General features: G+C 39.0%; 16 protein-coding genes. 7 read left to right on the top strand and 9 right to left on the bottom strand.

Features of this window, described 5'->3' with window-relative positions; all coding sequences use genetic code 11:
- Positions 1–38: 38 nt before the first annotated feature.
- The 4 genes from CHRYMOREF3P_RS14585 to CHRYMOREF3P_RS14570 all read left to right on the top strand — a co-directional run bounded on the left by CHRYMOREF3P_RS14585 (position 39) and on the right by CHRYMOREF3P_RS14570 (position 4,337).
- Positions 39–746 carry a LytR/AlgR family response regulator transcription factor gene (locus CHRYMOREF3P_RS14585; RefSeq protein ID WP_228408587.1) on the top strand — a complete coding sequence of 236 codons (708 nt, stop codon included), beginning with the start codon at positions 39–41 and terminating at the stop codon, positions 744–746.
- Between the two features lie 162 nt (positions 747–908).
- Positions 909–1,382, top strand: coding sequence for a T9SS type A sorting domain-containing protein (locus CHRYMOREF3P_RS14580; RefSeq protein WP_077413337.1), 474 nt, complete (start codon positions 909–911; stop codon positions 1,380–1,382).
- 6 nt (positions 1,383–1,388) lie between these two features.
- Positions 1,389–3,911: a beta strand repeat-containing protein gene (locus CHRYMOREF3P_RS14575; RefSeq protein ID WP_077413336.1), complete on the top strand. Its 2,523-nt coding sequence runs from the start codon at positions 1,389–1,391 to the stop codon at positions 3,909–3,911.
- 6 nt (positions 3,912–3,917) lie between these two features.
- Positions 3,918–4,337, top strand: a complete 420-nt coding sequence (locus CHRYMOREF3P_RS14570) for a hypothetical protein (RefSeq protein WP_180564920.1) — start codon at positions 3,918–3,920, stop codon at positions 4,335–4,337.
- A gap of 105 nt (positions 4,338–4,442) precedes the next feature.
- Here CHRYMOREF3P_RS14570 and CHRYMOREF3P_RS14565 read toward each other — a convergent pair whose 3' ends face one another.
- Positions 4,443–4,877 carry an META domain-containing protein gene (locus tag CHRYMOREF3P_RS14565; RefSeq protein WP_232539033.1) on the bottom strand — a complete coding sequence of 145 codons (435 nt, stop codon included), beginning with the start codon at positions 4,875–4,877 and terminating at the stop codon, positions 4,443–4,445.
- An 86-nt stretch (positions 4,878–4,963) separates the two neighbouring features.
- On the opposite strand from CHRYMOREF3P_RS14565, the gene CHRYMOREF3P_RS14560 reads away from it, so the two are divergent.
- The 3 genes from CHRYMOREF3P_RS14560 to CHRYMOREF3P_RS14550 all read left to right on the top strand — a co-directional run bounded on the left by CHRYMOREF3P_RS14560 (position 4,964) and on the right by CHRYMOREF3P_RS14550 (position 9,085).
- Complete coding sequence (locus CHRYMOREF3P_RS14560; protein WP_077413668.1) at positions 4,964–7,171, top strand: S46 family peptidase; 2,208 nt, start codon at positions 4,964–4,966, stop codon at positions 7,169–7,171.
- Positions 7,172–7,248: 77 nt separating this feature from the next.
- Positions 7,249–7,725 carry a YdeI/OmpD-associated family protein gene (locus tag CHRYMOREF3P_RS14555; RefSeq protein WP_180564919.1) on the top strand — a complete coding sequence of 159 codons (477 nt, stop codon included), beginning with the start codon at positions 7,249–7,251 and terminating at the stop codon, positions 7,723–7,725.
- 133 nt (positions 7,726–7,858) lie between these two features.
- A complete protein-coding gene (locus CHRYMOREF3P_RS14550; RefSeq protein ID WP_180564918.1) occupies positions 7,859–9,085 on the top strand; it encodes a spondin domain-containing protein in 1,227 nt (408 codons plus the stop codon).
- Between the two features lie 119 nt (positions 9,086–9,204).
- On the opposite strand, the gene CHRYMOREF3P_RS14545 is transcribed toward CHRYMOREF3P_RS14550, so the two are convergent.
- From CHRYMOREF3P_RS14545 to CHRYMOREF3P_RS14510, 8 genes are all read right to left on the bottom strand, one after another.
- Positions 9,205–12,312, bottom strand: a complete 3,108-nt coding sequence (locus tag CHRYMOREF3P_RS14545; protein ID WP_180564917.1) for a non-ribosomal peptide synthetase — start codon at positions 12,310–12,312, stop codon at positions 9,205–9,207.
- 455 nt (positions 12,313–12,767) lie between these two features.
- Entirely contained in the window at positions 12,768–14,303 is a 1,536-nt protein-coding gene (locus tag CHRYMOREF3P_RS14540) for a YifB family Mg chelatase-like AAA ATPase (protein ID WP_077413331.1), read from the bottom strand.
- A gap of 421 nt (positions 14,304–14,724) precedes the next feature.
- On the bottom strand, positions 14,725–15,687 hold the full coding sequence (locus CHRYMOREF3P_RS14535; protein WP_180564916.1) for a T9SS type A sorting domain-containing protein: 963 nt from the start codon (positions 15,685–15,687) through the stop codon (positions 14,725–14,727).
- Between the two features lie 41 nt (positions 15,688–15,728).
- Positions 15,729–17,129 carry an outer membrane beta-barrel protein gene (locus CHRYMOREF3P_RS14530; RefSeq protein WP_180564915.1) on the bottom strand — a complete coding sequence of 467 codons (1,401 nt, stop codon included), beginning with the start codon at positions 17,127–17,129 and terminating at the stop codon, positions 15,729–15,731.
- Entirely contained in the window at positions 17,122–17,688 is a 567-nt protein-coding gene (locus tag CHRYMOREF3P_RS14525; RefSeq protein ID WP_077413328.1) for an RNA polymerase sigma factor, read from the bottom strand. The genes CHRYMOREF3P_RS14530 and CHRYMOREF3P_RS14525 overlap by 8 nt, the downstream gene beginning before the upstream one ends.
- Before the next feature lie 103 nt (positions 17,689–17,791).
- The gene (locus tag CHRYMOREF3P_RS14520) at positions 17,792–18,370 is read right to left on the bottom strand and encodes a DUF4840 domain-containing protein (RefSeq protein ID WP_180564914.1); all 579 of its coding nucleotides are present in this window, start codon (positions 18,368–18,370) and stop codon (positions 17,792–17,794) included.
- A gap of 261 nt (positions 18,371–18,631) precedes the next feature.
- Positions 18,632–20,047, bottom strand: coding sequence for an efflux transporter outer membrane subunit (locus CHRYMOREF3P_RS14515; protein WP_180564913.1), 1,416 nt, complete (start codon positions 20,045–20,047; stop codon positions 18,632–18,634).
- Positions 20,034–23,192: an efflux RND transporter permease subunit gene (locus CHRYMOREF3P_RS14510; RefSeq protein WP_180564912.1), complete on the bottom strand. Its 3,159-nt coding sequence runs from the start codon at positions 23,190–23,192 to the stop codon at positions 20,034–20,036. Before CHRYMOREF3P_RS14510 ends, CHRYMOREF3P_RS14515 begins: the two co-directional genes overlap by 14 nt.
- Positions 23,193–23,206: the final 14 nt, after the last annotated feature.

Raw genomic sequence — 23,206 nt, 5'->3', positions numbered from 1 at the left:
TTTAAATATTTAAATCAAAAACTAATCTCCGGAATATCATGATTACCCATATTAGATGTATGATTATTGATGATGATGAACTGGACAGACTGGTTCTTCAGCATTATATCAGACAATATCAAAACATTGAAATTGTCGCCTCTTTTGATTCTGCAGAAAAGGCAATTCCCTATCTTGACATTCCTGCTGATCTTCTGATTATCGAGACTAATTTGCGGGGTATGAACGGACTTGAATTCCGGAGGCTGGCCCATAAGATCCCTGCCTGTATTTTTGTAAGTTCCCATCCTGAGCTGGCTGCCGGAGCTTTTGAGATCAGTACTTTAGATTTTATCACCAAACCCCTTACCGCAGAACGCTTTCATTATTCTATGGAGAAGCTTTTTGATTTTTTTGAAGTGAAAGAAAAATGTGAATGCTATGATGCTATGGTAGGAGAAAACTGCATCAAAATAAAAGAAGGAGGACATATTTTTCAGATTAAAATGAAAGACATTCTGTATCTGGAAGCTCTGAAAGATTACACCAGAATTATCACTCTTGAAAAAAATCACTGTATTTTAAATTCTCTGGGAAACCTCCTGCAAAAAAACTTTTTTGATTCTTTTGTCAGAATTCACAGAAGCTACGCGGTACCACGTCACCTTATCCGTGGAAAAAGCTGTCATGAGATAGAACTTGCCCATCATATCAAACTTCCTATCGGCAGAACTTATAAGGATAATCTTTCTTTTTTTCATCCTTAAAAAAAGCCCAACAAACATTCCATCATAATTAACAAAACGCCATTGGTCGATTATTTCTGTCGTTGGTCTATTTTCCTGTCATTTGATTAAGATCGGTGGTAATTTAGTCTTCCCAAATTCCCCCAGAAAAAACACATCTATTAATCACCAAAACTGTTATCCATGGAAAGAATATCTATTTATTGTATTATTCTGTCTGTCTTTTCCATCTCCATACTGCACGCACAATCTGCAGTTTTGGCAACCGGACTGGATGCTTCAGCAGCTAATGGTTTTGTTTCTTACAGTGTAGGCCAGATGACCTACCTCGAAAAAGGAACAGGACAGGTTCTCGAAGGCGTACAACAGCCTTACGAAATTATCACTCTTACTTCCCTTGAAACTTCTTCTGAACTCACAGGCATTTTGCTCTACCCCAATCCTTTCAGAGATTATTTGTATTTGGATTTTACCTCAAATAATTTTAAAGGATCAGAGTATCAGTTATTTGATGCCCAAGGTAAGCTGGTAAAAAAAGATAAGATCTCACAATCAAAATCTGAGCTTAATTTCTCCTCACTTCCTTCTGCGATGTATATCATCAGGATCACTCAAAACGGAGAAAATATTAAAACATTTAAAATCATCAAAAAATAAAATGCCATGAAAAAAATATTATTACTGTTCTGGATCCTGACTGGTTTCTTTATGGGACTTTCTCAGGCTCCGGAAAAAATGAGCTACCAAGCTGTCATGAGAAACGGTTCCGGACAACTCTTAGTCAATCAAGGTATAGCCGTGAAAGCAAGTATATTGCAGGGATCTCCTGCCGGCGCCGCAGTCTATTCAGAAAGGCTCACCGGAAATACCAATGCCAATGGGCTTATCAGCCTTGAAATAGGAACAGGAACTGTGCTTACAGGAACATTTGCCACTATCGACTGGCCCGCAGGAAGCTATTATTTAAAAACAGAAACTGACCCTGCCGGAGGAACCAGCTACACGATAGTAGGAACGAGCCAGCTGCTAAGTGTTCCTTATGCTATGTATGCCAAATCTGCAGGTGGCGGAGGCGGAAGCTTCGCAATTCCCTATACTAATACAGTCAATAATGCCTCAACCTTATTTTCATTAACTAATGATGGTGATGGAACATCTTTAGAGGGTAACAACAATACAACTACGTCAAATATTGCAGCAGTAAGAGGAGTTGTTACCAATACAGCTCCGGGAGGATTTTCTTCAGCAGTTCGTGGTATCAATAACGGAACCGGAGGATTAGGCGTGGGTGTATATGGAAGCCAGGCCGGAAGCGGATGGGGAGTATATGGCGTAACCCCAAATGGACTAGGCGTATATGGCAATGCCAGTGCTGCCGGAACCGGGGTTTATGCCAACAGCAATACAGGAACCGGTCTTACTGCTACCAGTAATAACGGAATCCCTGCAAGTGTTTCAATCTTCAATAATGCGAATAATAATGTTGCTCTTAATGCATCCAGCGTAGGGAATGGTACAGTTGTAAATGTTACGACCTCAGGAAATGGAGCCGGAGTAAGAAGTTCTACCGGAGCAGGATTTGGGGTACACGGTTCCACCTCATCCCAATCTTCTGCAGGTATTGTTGGTGACAACACCGCAGCTGGTGAAGCAGTAGTGGGCAGAACTACCAGTGATATTGCCGGAGCTGTAGTAGGACGTAATGACGGAGGAGGATATGGAGTAAGAGGATTTGTGGCTACCAATACATCCGGAACCGGAATAGGTGTTTATGGGCAGGTAGGTTTAAATAACAGTACTGGCCGTGCCGGAAGATTTGAAAATTTTAACCAAACGAATACTACAGGAAATACTTTCGAGGTAGAAACCAATGGAAATGGAAACATTCCGGACAACACCCAGGGAAATGCAGCCTCTTTTCTGGTTGACAACACCAATAGTGTTGGTGCTGCAGTAAGAGGGGAAGTAAACACGATTTTCGGAAACTTTGGTGCCGCCGCTATTTTTGGAATTTCTTCCGGTACGGGAGGACGTGCCGGCTTATTTTATGCATCAAACCCTGCAGGAAACGGAGCTTCATTAATTGCCCTTACCGACGGGAACGGAAATGCGATCACCGCCAATGCAGGCAAAGACGGAAACGGAATTGAAACCAACATTGATGGCGCTGGAAATGCTCTCTATGCATGGGTTCCTACATTTGCTACCGGAAGAGCCGGAAGGTTTAACATCTTCAATGAGAATAATACCAGCGATGTTATAACCGTAACCACTGTAGGAAACGGTATTGCAGGAAATTTTAAAGTAGACCGAACCACAGGAACTTCAGCGGCAGTGAGAGGAGAAGTTAACTCTCAATTTGCCAATTTCGGAACAGCGGGTATCTATGGGATATCTTCAGGAACCGGAGGTTTCGGCGGATTATTCCATGCTTCCAATCCTGCAGGAAACGGACCCGCTTTAATTGCCATTGCAGATGGTAATGGTAACGGTATAACAGCTAATGCATCCAACACAGGGGATGGTGTAGAAACCACAGCAGACGGCACAGGAAGTGCTATTTATGCATGGATTCCTAATTTTGGAACAGGCCGCGCCGCAAGGTTCGTTAATTATAACACCTCCAATACCAATCCTCCTCTTACAGCAGAAACCCGAAGTGCCGGTTCTATTGCTGTATTCAGATCCGGCAATCCCAGTGCTGTAAATGTGGCTCGTATTGACAATACCGGACGTGGATTCTTTAATGGAGGAACTCAAAGCAGCGGTGCTGACGTTGCAGAGGTCTTTGATGTCAATGGAAACATTTCTCAGTACGAACCCGGTGATATTCTAGTCATCTCAACCAGTGCAGACAGAACCGTTGAAAAATCTTCAACACCTTATTCTAGCCTTGTGGCAGGAGTATATGCTACCAAACCCGGTGTACTTCTTACGGAGGAACATATTGACACTGATATTTCCAATAAAGCCCCCATGGGCGTCATTGGGGTAATTCCTACCAAAGTATGTCTTGAGAATGGGAAAATAAAAAGAGGAGACCTTTTGGTAACTTCATCTAAAACAGGTGTTGCAATGAAAGCAGATATCAAAAAGGTGAAAATAGGACAGGTAATCGGAAAAGCACTTCAGGATTATGACCAAAAAGAGATTGGAAAAATTCAAGTATTAGTCAACATAAAATAAACCGTCATGAAAATAGCATATATTATCCCGTTATTATTTTTAAGCAGTATTATCTATGCTCAGGAAAATAAAAAAGCGGCTCCGATAGAGGAAGATCAAACACTGGTTGTAAAACAGGCACAGGAACAACAGGCAAAACTAATGCAGGAAGCCAAGGAAAACAATGAAAAGAAAACTGTAAACTCAGGTCTTGTTACTGATCATGGACTTGAAGTAAAAAAACAGGATTCCAAGCCCAAAGCAGCTGCAGATAATTCAGGAAAACTTCTTCCTAATACAGCAAGTCTTGAAGACCTAAAAAAAACAATCCCAAACAGACAGGCATCTAACAATACTATAAATTCTAGGAACACAAAAATGACAGTTACCGGGCTACCTAACACAGCAACCCTGGAAGACATAAAAAAAACAATTCCCAAAAACTAATGACCATCAAAAGCTAATAACCGCAAAAAGCTGATAACCAAACTAGATTTTTCAAACAAAGAAGTCCGCTGCAAGGCGGACTTTTATATTATGATATGGGTATTATTAATCCCAATCAGCAGCTACAAATTTCATTGTATTTCCTTGATCATCGGACAAGGTAAGAAAATGTCCTTCAATAGAATACTTAGTCATCGTTTCAATTTTTTTCTGAAAAGAGGCTTCAAGATTCATATCCTGACAGGCTTTCATGGTACTTATTCCGCTTGAAATCTTTACTTTTCCTCCTTTTTTAAATTCAGAAACAAAAGACATCTGGTTACATCCCATATAGGCATTCCCTTGAATTTTATTGTCAACCATACTGGCTGTCAGATTCATTTCAGCTTTATTAGCAATCAACTGTTCTTTTGAAAAAACATCAAAAGAAATCAACATCCACTGCCTTTGAAGGGAAAGATTTTTATCCGGCACTGAGGAACAATTTAAAACAAGTCCTAAAAATAAAACTGCAAAAATTGATGAGAGTATCTTTTTCATGCGGATTATCATCCCATTTTCATACCAATCCGGGACAGAATCTCGTAAAAATTAGTAAATTAGCGACACAAAAATTATTTTATAAAATGAAAAGACTATTTCTACTATTCACTTTCTTACTGGGCTTTGCTCAGATGAGGGCGGATGAGGGGATGTGGCTGCTAATGCTCATCAAAAGACTTAACGGTGTTGATATGCAAAAAGAGGGTCTACACCTTACGCCTGAAGAAATTTATTCTGTAAACAATTCAAGTTTAAAAGATGCTATCGTAAGTTTCGGTGGTTTCTGTACAGGTGAGATTGTTTCGGATAAAGGACTTATATTTACAAACCACCACTGTGGTTACGGTGCTGTTGCTGCGGCTTCTACGCCAGAAAAAGATTATTTGAAGAACGGTTTCTGGGCTATGAAACAGAAAGACGAATTCAATGCAAAGGATCTTTATGTAAGATTTTTAGTGAGAATGGATGATGCTACGCAGAGAATCACTTCTAAACTAAACAACAATATGACCGGAGCAGAGAGAAAAGCTGTTATTGATGCTGAAACAAAAGCAATTCAAACAGAAAACTCTGAGAACGGAAAATATACTGTAGTGGTAAGAGATTTCTTCAACGGAAATGAATTCTACTATTTCGTATATCAGGATTATAAAGACATCAGATTAGTAGGTGCTCCACCTTCCTCATTAGGAAAATTCGGGGGAGATACAGATAACTGGGAATGGCCAAGACATACAGCAGACTTCACTGTTTTCAGAGTATATGCTGATGCTGCAGGAAATCCTGCTGAATATTCTCCAAGCAATACTCCTTTAAAGCCTAAACATTTCCTTCCGGTTTCTCTTAAGGGAATTAAACCTGGTGATTTCTCAATGATCTTAGGTTACCCTGGAAGAACAAACCGTTATCTGACTTCTTATGGAATTCAGCAAATGGTAACTAAAGATTATCCGGCTTGGGTTGAAGCTTCTAAACTTGCCATGGATGTAATGAAAAAGTACATGGATAAGGATAAAGCAACTCAGCTTAACTATGCTTCTCAATATGCTTCAGTAGCAAACTACTGGAAAAACAGACAGGGAACTATTGATGCTGTAGAGAAAAACGGAACTATTTCTGACAAACAAAAGATCGAAGAAACTTACAACAAATGGGCTGCAATGCCAGGAAACGATCAGTACAATGGTGTTTTGGAAGATATTGGAATGTATTACAAGCAAGTTTCTGAAAGAAATGTTGAAAGAAACTATGCTTCACAGTTTTCAAGAAACGCAAAATATATTACCCTTGCATTACAGGTAGGATCTGCTCTTAAAGCTTATGCAGCTCAGGATATGCAGGGAAGACTGGCAATGAAAGCTAAAACTGAAACAGCTATCAAAGCGGCTTATGAAAACTTTAATCCATCTTTGGAAGGAGAAATGCTTGCAGCTATGACAAGTCTTTACCAAGCAAGAGTTAAAAATCCTGAGGTTGCTTCTGCTACTATTTTAGGGTTGGACTCTAAGAATGTTTCTAATCTAGCTTACTCTTCAATCTTCGCTAATAAGACTTCTGCAACGAACTTCTTATTGAATCCAGATGCATTGAAACTTGATGCTGATCCACTTTGGAAAGCAGCTAACGGAATTATTGCAGATCAAAAGATAAGCACAGAAAGATTTGTTAAAATAGATGATAATTTTGCGAAAAACAACCGTCTGTTCTTAGCTGGATTAATGAAGGCTATGCCTGAGAAAAAATTCTACCCGGATGCTAACTCTACCATGAGATTAACTTACGGTACTGTAGATAAATTACCTATCAGAAATGACAGAAACTATTTCGGTATTACTGATAACTATTATACTGATATGACTGGTCTTGTTGGAAAATACAAGAAAGGGGATGAAGAGTTTGATCTTCCTCAAAGACTGATTGACCTTTACAACCTTAAAGATTTCGGACAGTATGCAGATGCAGCAGGTTATATGCCTGTAAACTTCCTTTCTAACAATGATATTACAGGAGGTAACTCTGGTTCTCCGGTAATTGATGGAGACGGAAACCTTATCGGTATTGCTTTCGACGGTAACAGTGAAGCATTAAGCGGTGATATCGTATTCGAGCAGGAATGGCAGAAAACAATCAACGTAGACGTTCGTTTCGTTCTTTGGACAATCGATAAGTTTGCTGGTGCAAGAAGATTAGTTGACGAATTGAAGCTTGTAAGAGGAGAAAACACTCCAGCTGATACAAAAACTAAAAACTCAGGTACTACAACAACGCCTAAGAAAATCAATAAAAAATAATCTTATTTGATTTATTTTTGAAACCGTGAAATTTACTTTCACGGTTTTTTTATTTTTAACCATTAAAATCTTTCATCATGAATCCTCAAATGATCAAATTTTCAGCTATTATTCAGCAAAACGGAGAGATGAACGCTGCATTTGTAGAGTTTCCTTTTTCTACAGAAGAACTGTTTAATAAAAAAGGGTTAGTAAAGATTAAAGCTATATTTGATGACAATGTTGAATATCGTGGAAGCCTTGCCAAAATGAAATCAGACTGTCATATTTTAGGCCTTACACAGGAGATCAGGAAGCAGCTTGGGAAAACTTTCGGGGATGAGGTTTCCGTTTCTCTTACTGAGGACAAAGAAGAGAGGGTCGTTGAAATTGCCGATGATATCGTCTCTGTCTTTAATGAGAATCTGGACGCAAAAAGTCTGTTTGACAAAATGAGCTACACGCACAAAAAAGAATACATCCGCTGGATTGAAGAAGCCAAGAAGCCGGAAACAAGAGAAAACAGGAGGATAAAAATGATTCAGATGATTCTGGATGGAAAAAAAGGAATATAATTTACCCTACTTTTCATTCTCAGAAACTATACATTGAAAAAAAATTGAATTAAGAAAATATTTTTTGTCAGGATCTCAAAAAGTAGCCGACTATAGTTACAAATACCATTTATAACTATAAAAAATTACTTTTATGAACAAGTTTATTTTCAGAACATCAGTTTTAGCAGCGGCTACTCTAGCGGCATTCACCCTTTCTTCATGCAGTGATTCAAATGACGACATGATGACGGACATGGCTTTTCAAAGAACGATTACCTTTGAAAATGTGGTAACACCTAAAGATTTTGTAGAAAGCGGAAGTTTTCAGGGAATGGGAACTGCTCCTATTATTTCGCCCGGACAATCTGTTTCTGTTACATTCAGTGCAGGAAAAACACAAGCGTTAATGTTTGCTACAATGTACGGAGCATCAAAAGACTGGTTTTTTGCCTCCCAACAGCCGGGCATCAAACTGTTTGACACCAATGGAAATGCAATTACCGGAGATGTTTCTTCAAGCGTACGGCTATGGGATAACGGAACTAAAGATGATACCACAGGACAGGTTGAAAGTAAACCCATCATGCAGGTTCCTAATGTAAACGCTTCACAGCTTATGAAGCTCAGTCTGGCTTACAATGATGTAACTTCGGAATTCACCCTCACCATTACCAATACATCTGGCGGAACTGCCAACGAAACTCCTTTTTCTCCCGGAGTATGGGCTGTTTCCAACTACAATGGTTCTCAGCTGCTGAACAGTGCCCCGTTCTTTACTCCTAACGCTTTATCAAATCCTGAAATCACAGATATTGCTCAAATGGGGAATATCAGTAAAATGATGACTCAACTGAATGCCAATACCGGAATTATGACAGGACTTTCTCCTGCATTGATTGTTGTTTACCGTGGTGATAAAAATCCAATGTATGAATTGGGTAAAACAGATAACGGAATGGGACTGAAAGACATTGCCCAGTTTGGAAATGTAGCCAAACTTCAAAACAGTTTAAAATCTTTACCCAATGTACAAGGTGTATATGTTGCCGGGAATGCTCCTGTAGCACCGGGAAGTAAGGTAACAACAAATTTCAATGCTGAACCGGGTGATAAAATTGCCTATGCAACAATGTTTGGTTTCTCCAATGATTGGTTCTATGCCAATGAACAAAGCATTGATGCCAACACTAAGGGAGACATCAGTTCAAAAACCTCATTATTTGATTCCGGAACAGGTATTGACCAATATCCTGGAGCTGGAAATCATCAGGCATTATTTGGTGGAACACCACAAATTGAAAGTAAGATCATTTCCAAAGTAGGAACCCAGTATCCTGTTCCTGCTGTTCAGAATGTAATTAAAGTAACCATCAATTAATCTTCAAATAAAGAAAAGATGAGACGATATGAATGTCTGATTTTTAAATTGTAGTAAAACAAGAATAAGCATTATAAAGCCCAAGCAGAATCTGTTTGGGCTTTTTCAATTATTAAATACTATTCAACCGGAATTCCCAGATATTTTAAATAGGAATCCAGTATTTTTTTATCAAATACCGGTTCCTGAATATCTGAACCCTCCAGAAACTGAATCACATTGGAACAATCCCATACATAAGTATTCTGATAAAGCTCTACGGTGGATAAACCTTCATGCATATTGTCCCTGAAAAGGCTTGTCAGTGGATATAACCGATTTTTACTGTCATCTTCCCATTGTTTTCGCCATTCTTTATAAGGAAGATCTTTCAGGGTGAAAGGATAATACTTTTTCATGAGTCCGAAGAATCCTTCCAGCGTAAGATTGGTTTCCGGGCGGGCAATCAGGTTGAATTTCTTACCTATTGCCTCTTTATTTTTTGTGATATGAGCCATAGATTTCGTCATATAATCTACTGTGATAAGCCCTTCTCTAAGTTCAGTCAATGCAGGATAAGATTTGAATTCTATACAGTTTTTCACCAATCCGGACCACCATTGATAGGAAGCGCTTGCTCCTGTTTCACTGTGGCACATTGCATATCCAAGACGATAAGTAATCAATGGAAGCCCTTCTTTTGCCGCCAGATCTGCTACTGCCTCCATTACCCACTTGCTTCTCACATAACCGATGTCTTTGCTTACAGACATTAAATTCTGTTCAATATCATCAGACTCCAGCATTACTGTTTTTCCTGTAAACACATGTCCCCAGCTGTATACCGAAATGGTGGATAACAAAGCAAGACATTTGGTCCTTTCTGCTCCGGCCAATTTGATGATCTCTCTTAATCCTTCTACATTTGGAGCTTTCATGTAAGAATAAGGCTCAATGAAGTTTACGGAACTTCCGGAATGGTAAATCAGATCGGTCTGTTTTGCCAGTTTTGAGAATATTTCTTCTGACAGTCCCAAAGCCGGCAATGCCAGATCTCCGATGACCGGAATAATTCTCGATTTCTGCTCTTCTTTCTGAGGAATTTTATATTGTTTAAAACACCTCTCTATCTTTTCCATCGCATGAAATTGATCCTGAGCTCTTACAAGGCAGTAAATATCAGCATTTGTAGTATCCAGAAGCTCCTGCAAAAGATGAATTCCTACAAATCCTGTAACTCCCGTTAAAAATATGGTCGTTGGATTTTCCACCTGCTTAGGATCAAATCCACCCGCAAAAACAGTTCCGGGAGCGAGATAAACATCTTTCTGCAATTCAACATAAGGTTCTACATCTTCCATGGGAACAGCCTCTCTTGTTGCTTTGGATCTTGCTATAAGAACTTCCGACAGCTCCTGCAACACCGGAAACTGATAAATATCCCGCAGATACACTTTTATATCCAGCTTTCTTTGCAATGCCACAGCAACTGTTGCTACTAACAGAGAGTTTCCACCGATATCAAAGAAATTATCTGTAATATTAATAACAGGCCTTTCCAGTGCTGAAGACCAGATATCAACAACAATCCGTTCTGTCTCATTGGTTGGCGGCTCAAATGAAATAAGTTCTTTCGCTTCTTTATCTGCCAGATCTTTTAAAGCCTGAGCATCTGTTTTTCCATTTGCCGTCAACGGAATTTTATCTATAAAAATAATCTGGGCAGGAATCATATAACCCGGAAGTTCTTCTTTCAAAGTATTTCGGACTGACGAAACATCTTTTGCTGCATCAGGCTTTAATACAATAAAAGCAATCAGATATTTGGTGCTTCCTTCCGTATCTTTGCTAATGACCACGGCTTCTCTGATATCTTTCTGCTGAACCAGCGTGCGTTCTATTTCTCCAAGTTCAACTCTGAATCCACGAATCTTCACCTGATTATCTATCCTTCCAAGAAATTCAATATTGCCATCCGGCTTCCATTTGGCAAGATCACCGGTATGATAAAGCTTTTCTTTTTCATTGAATGGGTTGGGAATGAATTTGGAATCTGTAAGCTCTTTATTATTAAGATATCCATCTGCTAAAATATTTCCTCCAATACACAGTTCTCCCACAGCTCCTACAGGTAATAACTCTCTATTTTCACCTAAAATATAGGCTTTTGCATTAGCAATGGGTTTCCCTATTGAAGAGATATATTTTCCATTGATATCTTTCACTTTTTTAAATGTTGCAAATACGGTACATTCCGTAGGTCCGTAATAGTCTATCAGTTCGTAGCTTAATTCTGTAGTAAGTACAGGCTTCAGTTTTTCACCTCCGGTAAAGAGATATTTCAACTTCAGATCATTATAATTCCGCGAGTAATTAACTACACCCGGCGCTAAAACAGAAGGCACAAAACCGTGTGTAATCTGATTTCTCCTATAGTAATCTACCAATGCATGAGTGTCTGTTCTGTCTTCATTATCTGCAATAAAAAGAGTTGCACCGGAAGTAAGGGCAGACCAGGTTTCCCATACAGATATATCAAATGCCAATCCTGCTACGAGGGTCAGTTTTGAACTGTGATCCACGTGAAAATGATGATTGTGCCAGGTTACCAGGTGCTGTATAGCCTGATGACTTACCATTACCCCTTTCGGTTTTCCGGTAGAGCCTGAAGTATAAATTGTATATGCCAGACTATTCTGGTGAATTATAATTTCCGGATACTCAGAAGGTAGATGATTAAGATTCTCCATGCTGCTCAGATCAAATACTTTTGTTCTTTCAGTTTCGGATAAAAGGTTTTCAAGATTTTGATTGGTTATAATAATATCAGCGGCGGTATCCGAAAGAATAAATTCTACTCTTTTAGCAGGATAAGCAGGATCTATAGGAACATATGCTGCTCCAGTTTTGATCACGCCAAGAACAGCAACAATCCATTCTAAAGAACGGTCCAGCCAGACAGGAACATACTTACCTTCTTTGATTCCATGGCTCAATAACAGATTGGCAATCTGATTACTTTTCTCATCTAAATCACGATACGTGATCTCCTGATCCTGATAAACAACGGCTGTTTTATCGGGATGAAGGAGTGCCTGTTTTCGGAAAAGAGACTCTAATGTTTCTTCATGATGATAGTCCCAGCCGGTTTTATTGAATCCGTTTAACAATTTTTCTCTGTCTTCAGGCGACAGTAATACAGCTGTACCTATTGATAAGGTTTCTAATGAGGGAATTGTGTTTGACATAATAATAATTTGATTTGGTTTAAAAATTTGTAATTAATGGCTTCAACCCTATTCTAAGTTGATTTTAGACTCTATGAAATAAGGAAACAACCAGGCATAAGGCATAACCACAGCTTATTTACTAAATATGTTTGCTTAATAGTTTAAAAAACTGAATGACATAAAGCCTTAAGCGATCCACTCAGAGAGCAGAACAGTAAACAGCGTTCAAACGTTATTTATTGAATCGGAAAGAAGAAAAACAGATTATATATTCTTCAGAAACGAGAGGTAAGTTTTTATTCAGTGTTTAAAAATTTGATTTCCATAATGTAATATTTTTAATAATTTGGTAATCAAACTTAACATAATATTTTAACCTATGCGTTACATAATTACTATGTTTATTCCAGAGAGTCGAATTAAACTTATGAAAACATCTTTTCTATTTATTTTAAAATCAATCAAATATAAAACTAACCATTCCAAAATTCACGATCCAGGCTTCTGTACTGTATCGCTTCAGAAATATGATGAGACAGGATATTCTCAGATCCCTCAAGGTCAGCAACTGTTCTGGCGACTTTCAGTATTCTGTCATATGCTCTTGCCGAAAGATTTAGTTTCTCCATTGCCAACTTGATGAGACCGAAAGAAGTTTCATCCAACTCACAAAAGGCTTCAATTTCCTTAGGCCCTATTTGAGCATTACTGCTGATATTGAGGCTTTGATATCTTTTATTCTGAATATCTCTTGCTTTCAGGACACGTTCCCGGATGTTTTTGCTCATTTCTCCTTTTCTTTTTTCGGAAAGCTGTTCAAACTCCACCTTCTGAACTTCAATATGAATATCAATCCTATCCAGAAGCGGCCCTGAAAGTTTATTCATATAGCGCTGCATTTCATAAGCAGATGAGGTATTGTTAGGATCATCGGGGAAGAAGCCGCTTGGGCTGGGATTCATAGAGGCTACCAACATGAAGCTTGCCGGATAGTTTACTGTAAACCGTGCTCTTGAAATTGTTACTTCACGATCTTCCAAAGGCTGTCTCATCACTTCCAGCACGGTTCTCTTAAATTCTGGCATTTCATCCAGAAATAACACTCCGTTATGAGCCAGGGAAATCTCTCCGGGCTGCGGATAACTTCCACCTCCTACCAAAGCAACATCAGAAATAGTATGATGCGGAGATCTGAAGGGACGAACGGTCATCAATGATGCTTCAGTTCCTATTTTTCCGGCTACGGAATGAATTTTTGTTGTTTCTAAAGCTTCTTTCAGGGTCAATGGAGGTAAAATACTGGGAATCCTTTTAGCCAGCATGGTCTTTCCGCTTCCTGGCGGACCGATCAAAATGATATTATGTCCGCCTGCAGCTGCGACTTCCATCGCTCTTTTAGCTGTTTCCTGACCTTTAACTTCGGAGAAATCAAAAGGAAAATCGTTGATTCTCTCATGAAACTCTTTTCTGGTGTCCAATATCATTTTTTCAAGCGGTTTTCCTTCATTAAAAAAATCAATAACTTCTCTGATATTTTCTACCCCATATACGTCAAGATCATTGACAATGGAGGCTTCTCTGGCATTTTGTTTGGGGAGAATAATTCCTTGAAAGCCTTCTTCTCTTGCCTGAATAGCGATGGGCAAAACACCTTTGATGGGCTGCAGGCTTCCGTCGAGAGAAAGCTCGCCCATAATAACATAATGTTCAATTTCCTCAGCCAAAATCTGATCTGAAGCCGCTAAAATACCAATGGCAATACTCAGATCATAGGCAGAACCTTCTTTTCTGAGATCCGCCGGAGCCATATTGATTGTGATTTTCTTTCCGGGAATTTTATATCCTACATTTTTCAGTGCGGCAGAGATTCTATAGCTGCTTTCTTTAATCGCATTATCAGGAAGACCCACCAGATGGTATCCTACTCCACCGGTATCTACATTCACTTCAATTGTTATTGTCTGTGCAGCCACTCCATGAATGGCACTTCCATAAATTTTGATCAGCATGGTGTGTTTTTGAAGTAAAAATAATGAATATACTATTTTGAAAATCTGATGTTTACATGAATGATATTCTAGTCAGAAAGGGATATTTAAAAAGATATTAAGAAAAACTCAAAATAAAAAAATCGGCACAAAAAATTGTACCGATCCAACCATTATTAAAAACTAACGAAAGAGATTATTTCATCTGAATTCCGGATAAAATGCCAAATGTGAGTCAGGAAGCCGGATGCCGGAAAGAGAGAATTCCTTTTTGGGGGTAATTATGACGTCATTAGATTAACAAGGATGAAATTTTATCTATTGAGCGTAAAGTATTAAAATAAATTACTCTAGTTCTTCTTCAATACAAGAAACATCCCTCCTCTAACATCCAATCTTCCTTCCCACAATCAAAATTTTAACACATTCAGACTATGTAATCTTATTTCTTTATAAATCTATTTTTATATTCTTTTCCATCTGCGCTTTTAGAAACAATGATATAGTTTCCTGACACGAGCTGACTTACATCAATCGCCTGATTATACCTGTGGTCATTTTTCTTTAGAACAAGTTTTCCGGACATGTCTATAATGGTAACTTCCTTATAGATTTTATCCGATTCTTTTCCGATATAAAGATGCTGCGCTGTAGGATTGGGATAGATTTTCAGATTATTATCTTTAGTCTTCACCTCTCCCGTTCCCAGATTGGTACAGAAATCCCAATTTCCGAAATTCACTTCCACAAAGGCAAACGGATCCAGCATCTGGCATTGATCCGGGCAATATTCTGTACAGGCATAAAAGCCATATTTTCCGGAACTTGTCGCAACATATGTATCTCCTATCACTCCAGGAATGATGCAGGGATCTCCCGGCAACGCAGGATTACTGCTTGGTACACATCTGAACCAGGTATGTTTGCCATATACAACAGGAAATATATTATCAAATTGTACAGATGCTCCATTACATACATTCACGATTCCCATATTTTCCTGATAGGTTCCGGGAGTATAAGTTGTCATCATAGCCGGAAGACCATATACAAATCCATCAGCAAATACTGCCGGGCTTTCTGCTGTACAATCCCCATCTGTAACGACTACTTTAAAATAATTCAGCTGGTCATTACCGCTAACGGTTAACTGCTGCGATGTAGCTCCCTGAATGGCCACCCAAGGGTTGTTGTTGGGTGTCTGCCAGGTCCATTCCTGTTTGTACCACTGATAGCTTCCATAGGTCTGTGTAGTAGAAATTATTTCATCTTCCACATCACAGAACAAAATTGTTCCCGGATATTTCTGTCCAAGTCTCGGACTGGTAATGGTAGGGGTACACTGTGCTTTTATATCCAGAATGCTGAATAGTAAAAACACTAAAAAAATTAGTTTTGTTTTCATATATAATAATTAAGTTTGGTTTTGTTTTAAAATCCCCAACATTAATCCAGCAGCACTCTGATCCCGAATTTCATGTTAAAATGAAATGGTTTCTCTTTATAAATGGTATTAGGAGCATTTTCTTCCTTGAAATGATATCCTATTCCCGGTTCAGCATAAATTCCGACTTTGTCTATGACCTTCAGCTGAAATCCTACCGCAGTGTTAACCGAAAACTGAAAAGGTTTTGGTGCCACACGCTCTTTTGAGGATTCCTTTATTTCATCATTCACCACATAAGTTGTTGTGATATTTCCTGCTATAGGTTTTTCAACAAGTGCTCCGCCTGTAACATATCCTGTAAATTTCCCTTTCTGAATGATATTATAATTGACCTGCACCGGAATTCCTATATAATGAACCGTCTGATCTCCTTTAATATAATTATTCTCAGTTCCTGAATGCAATTCAGAAGAAAGTTTCGTATAATTCAGTCCTGTTCCTATTCCCCATCTTTTTCCTAAATTGTAGTAAAGAGACAATCCAAATGTAACAGGCACCTTATGTCTGATTCTTGCTTCAACCGGCTGACTTTGATTTGCCAGAAAGATTGCTGTCAGAGGATCATCATGATATTCAGAAGTACTCCAGACCTGCTCAACATTCATTGCTTTTCCAGTGATGGAAGCATATCCCGGAAACTGCTGTTCTGCAGAGTTGGAAGCAACATTTCCTGTAAGCATACTCAGCATCCACGACTTTTTGTCACGGGATCTTTTGGTGGTATGTTTTGTATTCTCTGCATACACTTCTTTTAATTCTTCCTGTTTGAAAAGAACCTCATCAGGGGTCTTCTCTATGGCCGGTTCTTTTACTGTATCATCGGTATGAGATACTTTCTGAGCGATCTTGCTCTCCTGATGAAAAGGCTCCATTACAGCTGGAAGTTTGATGATTTCATGAATATCCTGAATATTCCCTACTTCATTTTTTTCTTCAGTATTAAAATATTTCTGTCCTGACTTTTTCTCCGGACCACCTGCTTTTGATATTTTTTCAGCTAAAAAAGGTACTGTTCCGGATTTCACTTCACCGTTTGAGAGATGTTCAGTTTCCAAAGGTTTTAAAGAATTCTTTTCCTTTTCTTTTTTCACATCTGCCGGTTTCTGAGACAGGGTTTTACCTGTATCATTCTGTGGCAGGAGTTTCGTCAGTAAAAAGAGCAGTGCAATGGCAGCTGCAATACCTCCGAGACGATAGAATAACGTTTTTTTTCCTGCACCGGTTCCCTTCTCTTTCTTGTTTTTTCCTCCTTCATGAATTTCTGGGATAAACCCGGGAATACTGTTGTTTTCTTCCCCGGAAAATAGTTCATCTTTGATGTCATCCCACAATCCTTCCGGAACGTCCTCTTCATGGTCATCCATTCTGCTTCGCAGGTTATTTAGCCATTCATTATTCATATTGTGCTTTTTTTGACATTTTAAATTCTTTTATTTTCTGAACAAGCAGTCCTTTTGCACGGTGAAACTGAGATGCAGAAGAATTTTCTGCAATTCCCAGCAGTCCGGCAATCTCCTTATGGCTTTTTTTCTCAAATACAAACAGGTTAAAAACAGTTCTATACCCTTCAGGAAGCGCTCTTATCATCATCATAATATCATCACGCGGAACCTCTTCAAAGTCCGGTTCTTCTTCATTAGGAATATCCGGAAGATCATCCACTTCCACCGCAGAATTAAAATCTCCTTTCTGTTTGATATGTTTCAAAGATTCATTGACAGCAATACGGGTCATCCAGGCTTTCAAAGACCCACTTCCTCTGTATTCAAAAGATTCTATCGAACGGAACATTTTGATAAAACTGTTCTGAAGTATATCATGAACATCTTCTTTTTCAGCTACATAACGGGAGCAGACATAAGCCAGATTTCCGGAATAAGCTCCAAAAAGCTCTTTCCAGGCAGCTTCCTCCTTCTTCAGAAGGTGCTTTACCAAAATCTGTTCTTTACTTTCTTCCATATACTGCTGCCTCCGTATCCACTGGGATGTTATAAAACTGTCAAGCAAAAATAGATTGCATCTTAACAATAAAGTGCAATCCATTGATGATAATATCTATTAATTAATTTTTTATACAGAATGGAAAATTATAATCAATCACCTCATAAGGGGTAATCAATGTACCATCTACTGTAATTTTTTCTGCTGTTACAGCATACCTCAGTGTCTGGTCCAATCCTACATAATATCCTTTTTGTTTCGCTACAAATTCTACAACGGTCTTTTTATTCACTCCGTCTACAGGGATCTGAAGTTCCATAGCCTTAGGAGCAAATGTAAGTTCTATCACATTATTCGCAGTATTAATTACTGCAGCATACTTAAGGTCATACTTCACTTTTCCCATTGATTTCAATGCGGTTTCTGCTTTTGCAGGATTTTTCACCACAGTTTTTACAATTTCTTCTATTGGAAATTCAGCAAACGAGATTGTATCTTTTTTTACTTTAAATTCTTTTATTCCTTCTCTTTTGCTATTTCCCTGCACAATAACCAGCTTACCTTTGTAGTTTCCTTTTAAGTCTTCCATTTTTACAGGAGGTATGTCCGGACCATCATTATCATTACAAGAGGATAAAGTAAATCCTACTAAAACCATTAAAACTGTTATAAAAAATCGGGGTACTGTCAATCTTTTCATTGCATTACTTTTTTCGTTAAACATTAATTATTTTCGAGTACTCATCTATATAAATCCTACTTTTCAAAAATCTTGCATCTATTTTTGAAAAAAAGATAAAATTTTTCATAAATCACTGATTTAATGAGTGTAAAATTTCATCACTCCTGTGCAAATTCCGGACCTTATGCTCAATTAAATTGTATTTACCTTTAGAAATAACAAAAAAAAGGAAGCTATAAGATGCAGCTTCCTTTTAATTTAATATCTATTATTTACATGTTATTGTACTCCTCCTCCAAGCGATCTGTACAGGTCTACTTCTGCATTTAATCTTTCAAGGGTTACATTAATGGCTTCCAGGTCATTCTGAAGTTTATTGTTCTGAGCTGTAATGACTTCAAGATAGGTTGCCATCCCGCTTTTATACAGTTTCAGGGCATCATTGATTCCTTTATCCAGAATGGCTGTTCTCTGTTCTAAAAGCTGCAGTCTTTCTGAAGAACCTTTAGACTTGGCCATGGCATCGGAAACTTCTCCCACAGCAGTCATTACAGATTGTTTAAAGTTGATGGCTGCTTTTTCCTGTTCAATCAATGCAGTTTCGTAAGCTGTTTTCAATTGTTTTTTCTGAAAAATCGGGGCTGCCAGATTTGCTGCAATTGTTTTGGTAATAGATCCGGGAATGTCAAACCATGAGCTGAACTTATTTGAGTTCACTCCTATCTGCGGGCTCAGGCTGATACTTGGGTACATGGCTGCTTTTGCCAGTCCGGTTTTGGAATTCAGGCTAATTACGTTAAATTCTGCCATTTTCAGATCCGGTCTGCGGCTCAGCAGCTGGGCGGGCAATCCTTCAGACAATCTATTTTCCGGAATCATTGTTTTAAGATTTCCTTCTCTTTCTATTCTGGTGGGATATTCCCCACAAAGAATGCTCAGTGCATTTTCCTGAATAGAAATATTCTGTTTTGCTAAAGGGATCAGTAGCTCAGCTGTTTTCTTTTGGGCTTCTGACTGCTGAACTGCCAATGAATTAATCTGTCCAGCTTTAAACTGCAGATTCATCATTGTAAGAGTATTGTCACTGAGTTCAATGTTCTGCTCGGCTATTTTCAGCTGTTCATCCAGACTTATGAGATTATAGTAAGCCTGCGCAACCTGAACTACGATCCTGCTTTTTATCGCATTCAGGTTTTCTTTCTGTCCAAAATATTCTGCCGCGGCAGATTCTTTCTGCATTTTAGCTTTTCCCCAGATATCTATTTCCCAGGAAAGCCTTAGGGCGGCACTAAAATCATCCATATACTTTGTTCCAACAAACTGTTCATTAAGAGAGCCATTAAGAGTATTTTTGGACGCCCAGCTTCTATTCGCCCCAGCGGTTAAATCCAATGTCGGCATCAGTCCCAGCTTGGCTTGTTTATAGATCAGATCCAGCTGTTCGATATTTTTCAGGGCTACGTTTACTTCGTTATTTCTTGAAAGTGCTTTATCTATTAAGCCTATCAATTTAGGATCTTTGAAAAAAGTTTTCCATGGAAGAACCACCGTATCTCCTGTTACCTGTACAGATTCTTTGTACGTTTCCGGAACCTGAAGGTCTGTTCTTGTATATTTTTTCCCTACGGCACAAGACATCAGCAGTGATGCCATTGCGCCTGAAATAAGGAAGTTTTTTATATTAAATATTCTCATTTGTCAATTGATTTTCTATCGTATTGTACTTCTTTTTGGCAGAGAATTTCTCATCCAGATACTGGAAAAACATGTAGAGTACAGGAATTACAAAAACTCCCAAAACCACTCCACTCAGCATTCCCATTGCTGCACTTGTACTGATTGATTTATTTCCTGAAGCCATTCCTCCTGAAGAAATCATCAGCGGAACCATTCCTACAATAAAGGCTAATGAAGTCATGATAATCGGACGTAATCTCGCCTTCGCTCCTTCCAGTGCAGAATCCAGGATCGAAAGCCCTGATTTTCTCCTTTGGATAGCAAATTCAACAATAAGAATGGCATTTTTGGCTAATAATCCAATAAGCATAATCAATCCTACCTGCACATAAATATTGTTATCCAGTCCGATCGCTTTTATTCCCAGGAACGCTCCTACAATTCCCGTTGGGATAGAAAGCATTACTGCCAGAGGAAGGATATAACTTTCATACTGAGCTGCCAATAGCAGGTATACGAAAAGCAAGCATAATCCGAAGATGGCAATCGTCTGATTTCCTGCAGATTTCTCTTCCAGGCTCAATCCCGTCCATTCGTAGCTGTAGTCAGAAGGCAATTTGCTTAAGGTCTGCTCCAGTTTCCCCATCAATTCTCCGTTACTTACTCCCGGTTTTGGAGATACGTTGATATTTAATGAGTTGTAAAGGTTATAACGCTGAACAGATTCCGGACCATAGACTTTTTTCAAAGTGATCAGTGTATTCACCGGCACCATATCTCCTTTTTCATTTTTCACGAAAATATCATTGAAGGCCTGCTCATCCATTCTGAAAACACCATCTGCCTTAATATTCACTCTGTAAAATTTCCCGAATCTTGAGAAGTTCTGAGACTGATCTCCTGAGAAATACGTCTGAACGGTTCCTAACAGGTTTGAAATGCTTACTCCCAGCTGTTTTGCTTTATCTTCATTCACTTCAAGCTCCATCTGAGGATAATCTGCCCTGAACATCGTGTAGGCAAATGCTACTTCCGGGACCTTCATCAGCTGACCAATTAATTCATCCGCTTTGGCCTTAAGAACCTGAGGATCTCTTCCCATACGGTCCTGAAGTACGATCTCTGCATCATTCGTCATTCCGTATCCTTCTACCGGAGGCATTCTGAAGGTCATCACACTTCCTTCTTTGATCACTCCCAATTTTGCATTAGCCATATCTACAACCTCCTGGATATCCTGAACTTCACCTCTTTCTTTTTTGGGTTTCAGTTTAACAAATCCCATGGCGTAAGCTGGCCCCGCACTGTTACTAAGCAGGTTGTATCCTGTAATGGAAGTATTTTCCTGAACGGCATCTACTCCTTTTAAGATTTCATTGATTTTGTTGGAAACTTCCGTAGTTTTTGTCAATGCCGTTCCCGGAGGCATGCTTAAGGTGTACATAAAGAATCCGTCATCTTCCATGGGTACAAAACTTTTTGGCGTGCTTGACATGAGCCATCCTGCGACACCGATAACCGCTACTATTAACCCTCCTGCAATCCATTTACGTCCAATTAAGAATCGAACTCCTTTTGCATAACGGTTGGTCATATTATTAAATCCGGCATTGAATGCCACCGCAAATCTTTGCCCGAATCCTTTTGGTTTTTTACCTTCTCCCGAATGGTTATTCTTCAAAAATACAGCACATAAAGCCGGAGTTAAAGTCAATGCATTAACCGCAGAAATAATGATCGCTATAGCCAATGTATAGGCAAACTGCTTATAGAATAATCCTGCTGAACCGGACATAAATCCGATAGGAATAAATACTGCAGACATTACCAGCGTAATAGAAATAACAGCTCCTGTAATCTCACTCATCGCTTTGTGAGTAGCCTCTCTTCCTGAAAGGTTAGTTCCTTCCATATTACTGTGGACGGCTTCCACTACTACAATCGCATCATCGACGACAATACCGATGGCCAGTACAAGGGCAAAAAGCGTCAGTACGTTGATGGTAAATCCTAAGACCAGAAGGAAGAAGAAGGTACCGATAATCGCTACCGGAACTGCCACTGCCGGAATAATAGTAGATCTGAAATCCTGTAAAAAGATAAATACTACAATAAATACCAGTATAAATGCTTCTATCAAGGTAGACTTCACCTGTCCTGTAGCCTCATCCAATCTCTCTTTGGTACTCATTACCTTTGTATATTTAATACCTGGAGGGAATGATTTTGACAACTGATCAAGGGCTTTGTTTACTCCTATTTCAATCTGATTGGCATTGGATCCTGTGGTCTGCATAATCGCTACAGTAACCGCATTTTTCCCATTGGAAAGGTTATCTCCCGTATTTGAAATCGCTCCGAACTCTACACGGGCTACATCTTTAAGCCTGATTACCTGACTTCCGGTATTTTTAACAATGATATTCTCATATTGCTCCGGCTTGTTCTTTTTCCCTTTATATCGGATGACATATTCTAAAGCCGCATCAGATTCTTCTCCCAACTTACCCGGAGCTGACTCCAAACTGTGGTCAGCAATCGCTCTGGAAACATCTGCCGGCTCAAGACCGTAAGATGACATTTTCTGAGGGTTAAGCCATATTCTCATGGAATAATCTTTCAACCCAAATACCATGGCCTGCCCTACTCCTTTTACCCTTTTGACCTGCGGAATAAGATTAATATTCGCGTAGTTCTGAAGGAAGGTTTCATCATATTGTTTATTATCTTCAGTATAAATATTGAAAATCAATACCATACTGTTCTGCTGCTTGGATGTAGTCAGTCCCATTCTCACCACCTCCTGAGGAAGTATCGGAGTGGCCTGCTGTACCCTGTTTTGGACATTTACAGCAGCCTGATCTGCATTCACACCTTGTTTGAATATGATGGAGATCGAAAATGTGCCGTCATTACTTGCACTGGATTTCATATACTCCATATCTTCCACTCCATTAATCTGTTCTTCCAGTGGAGTTACCACGGAACGGATCACTGTTTCACTGTTTCCTCCCGGATACGATCCTGAAACAGTAATGGTAGGTGGGGAAATATCCGGGAATCTGGTCACTGCCAGCTGGTTTAATCCTATGATCCCTAAAATAACAATGATAAGGGATATTACCGTCGCCAGTACCGGACGGTCTATTATCTTTTTTAACATTTTTTGAATTTTCT

This window comes from Chryseobacterium sp. JV274, assembly GCF_903969135.1.
In the GTDB taxonomy this organism is placed as follows: Bacteria; Bacteroidota; Bacteroidia; order Flavobacteriales; family Weeksellaceae; genus Chryseobacterium.
This window is presented reverse-complemented; position numbering and strand designations above follow the sequence as displayed.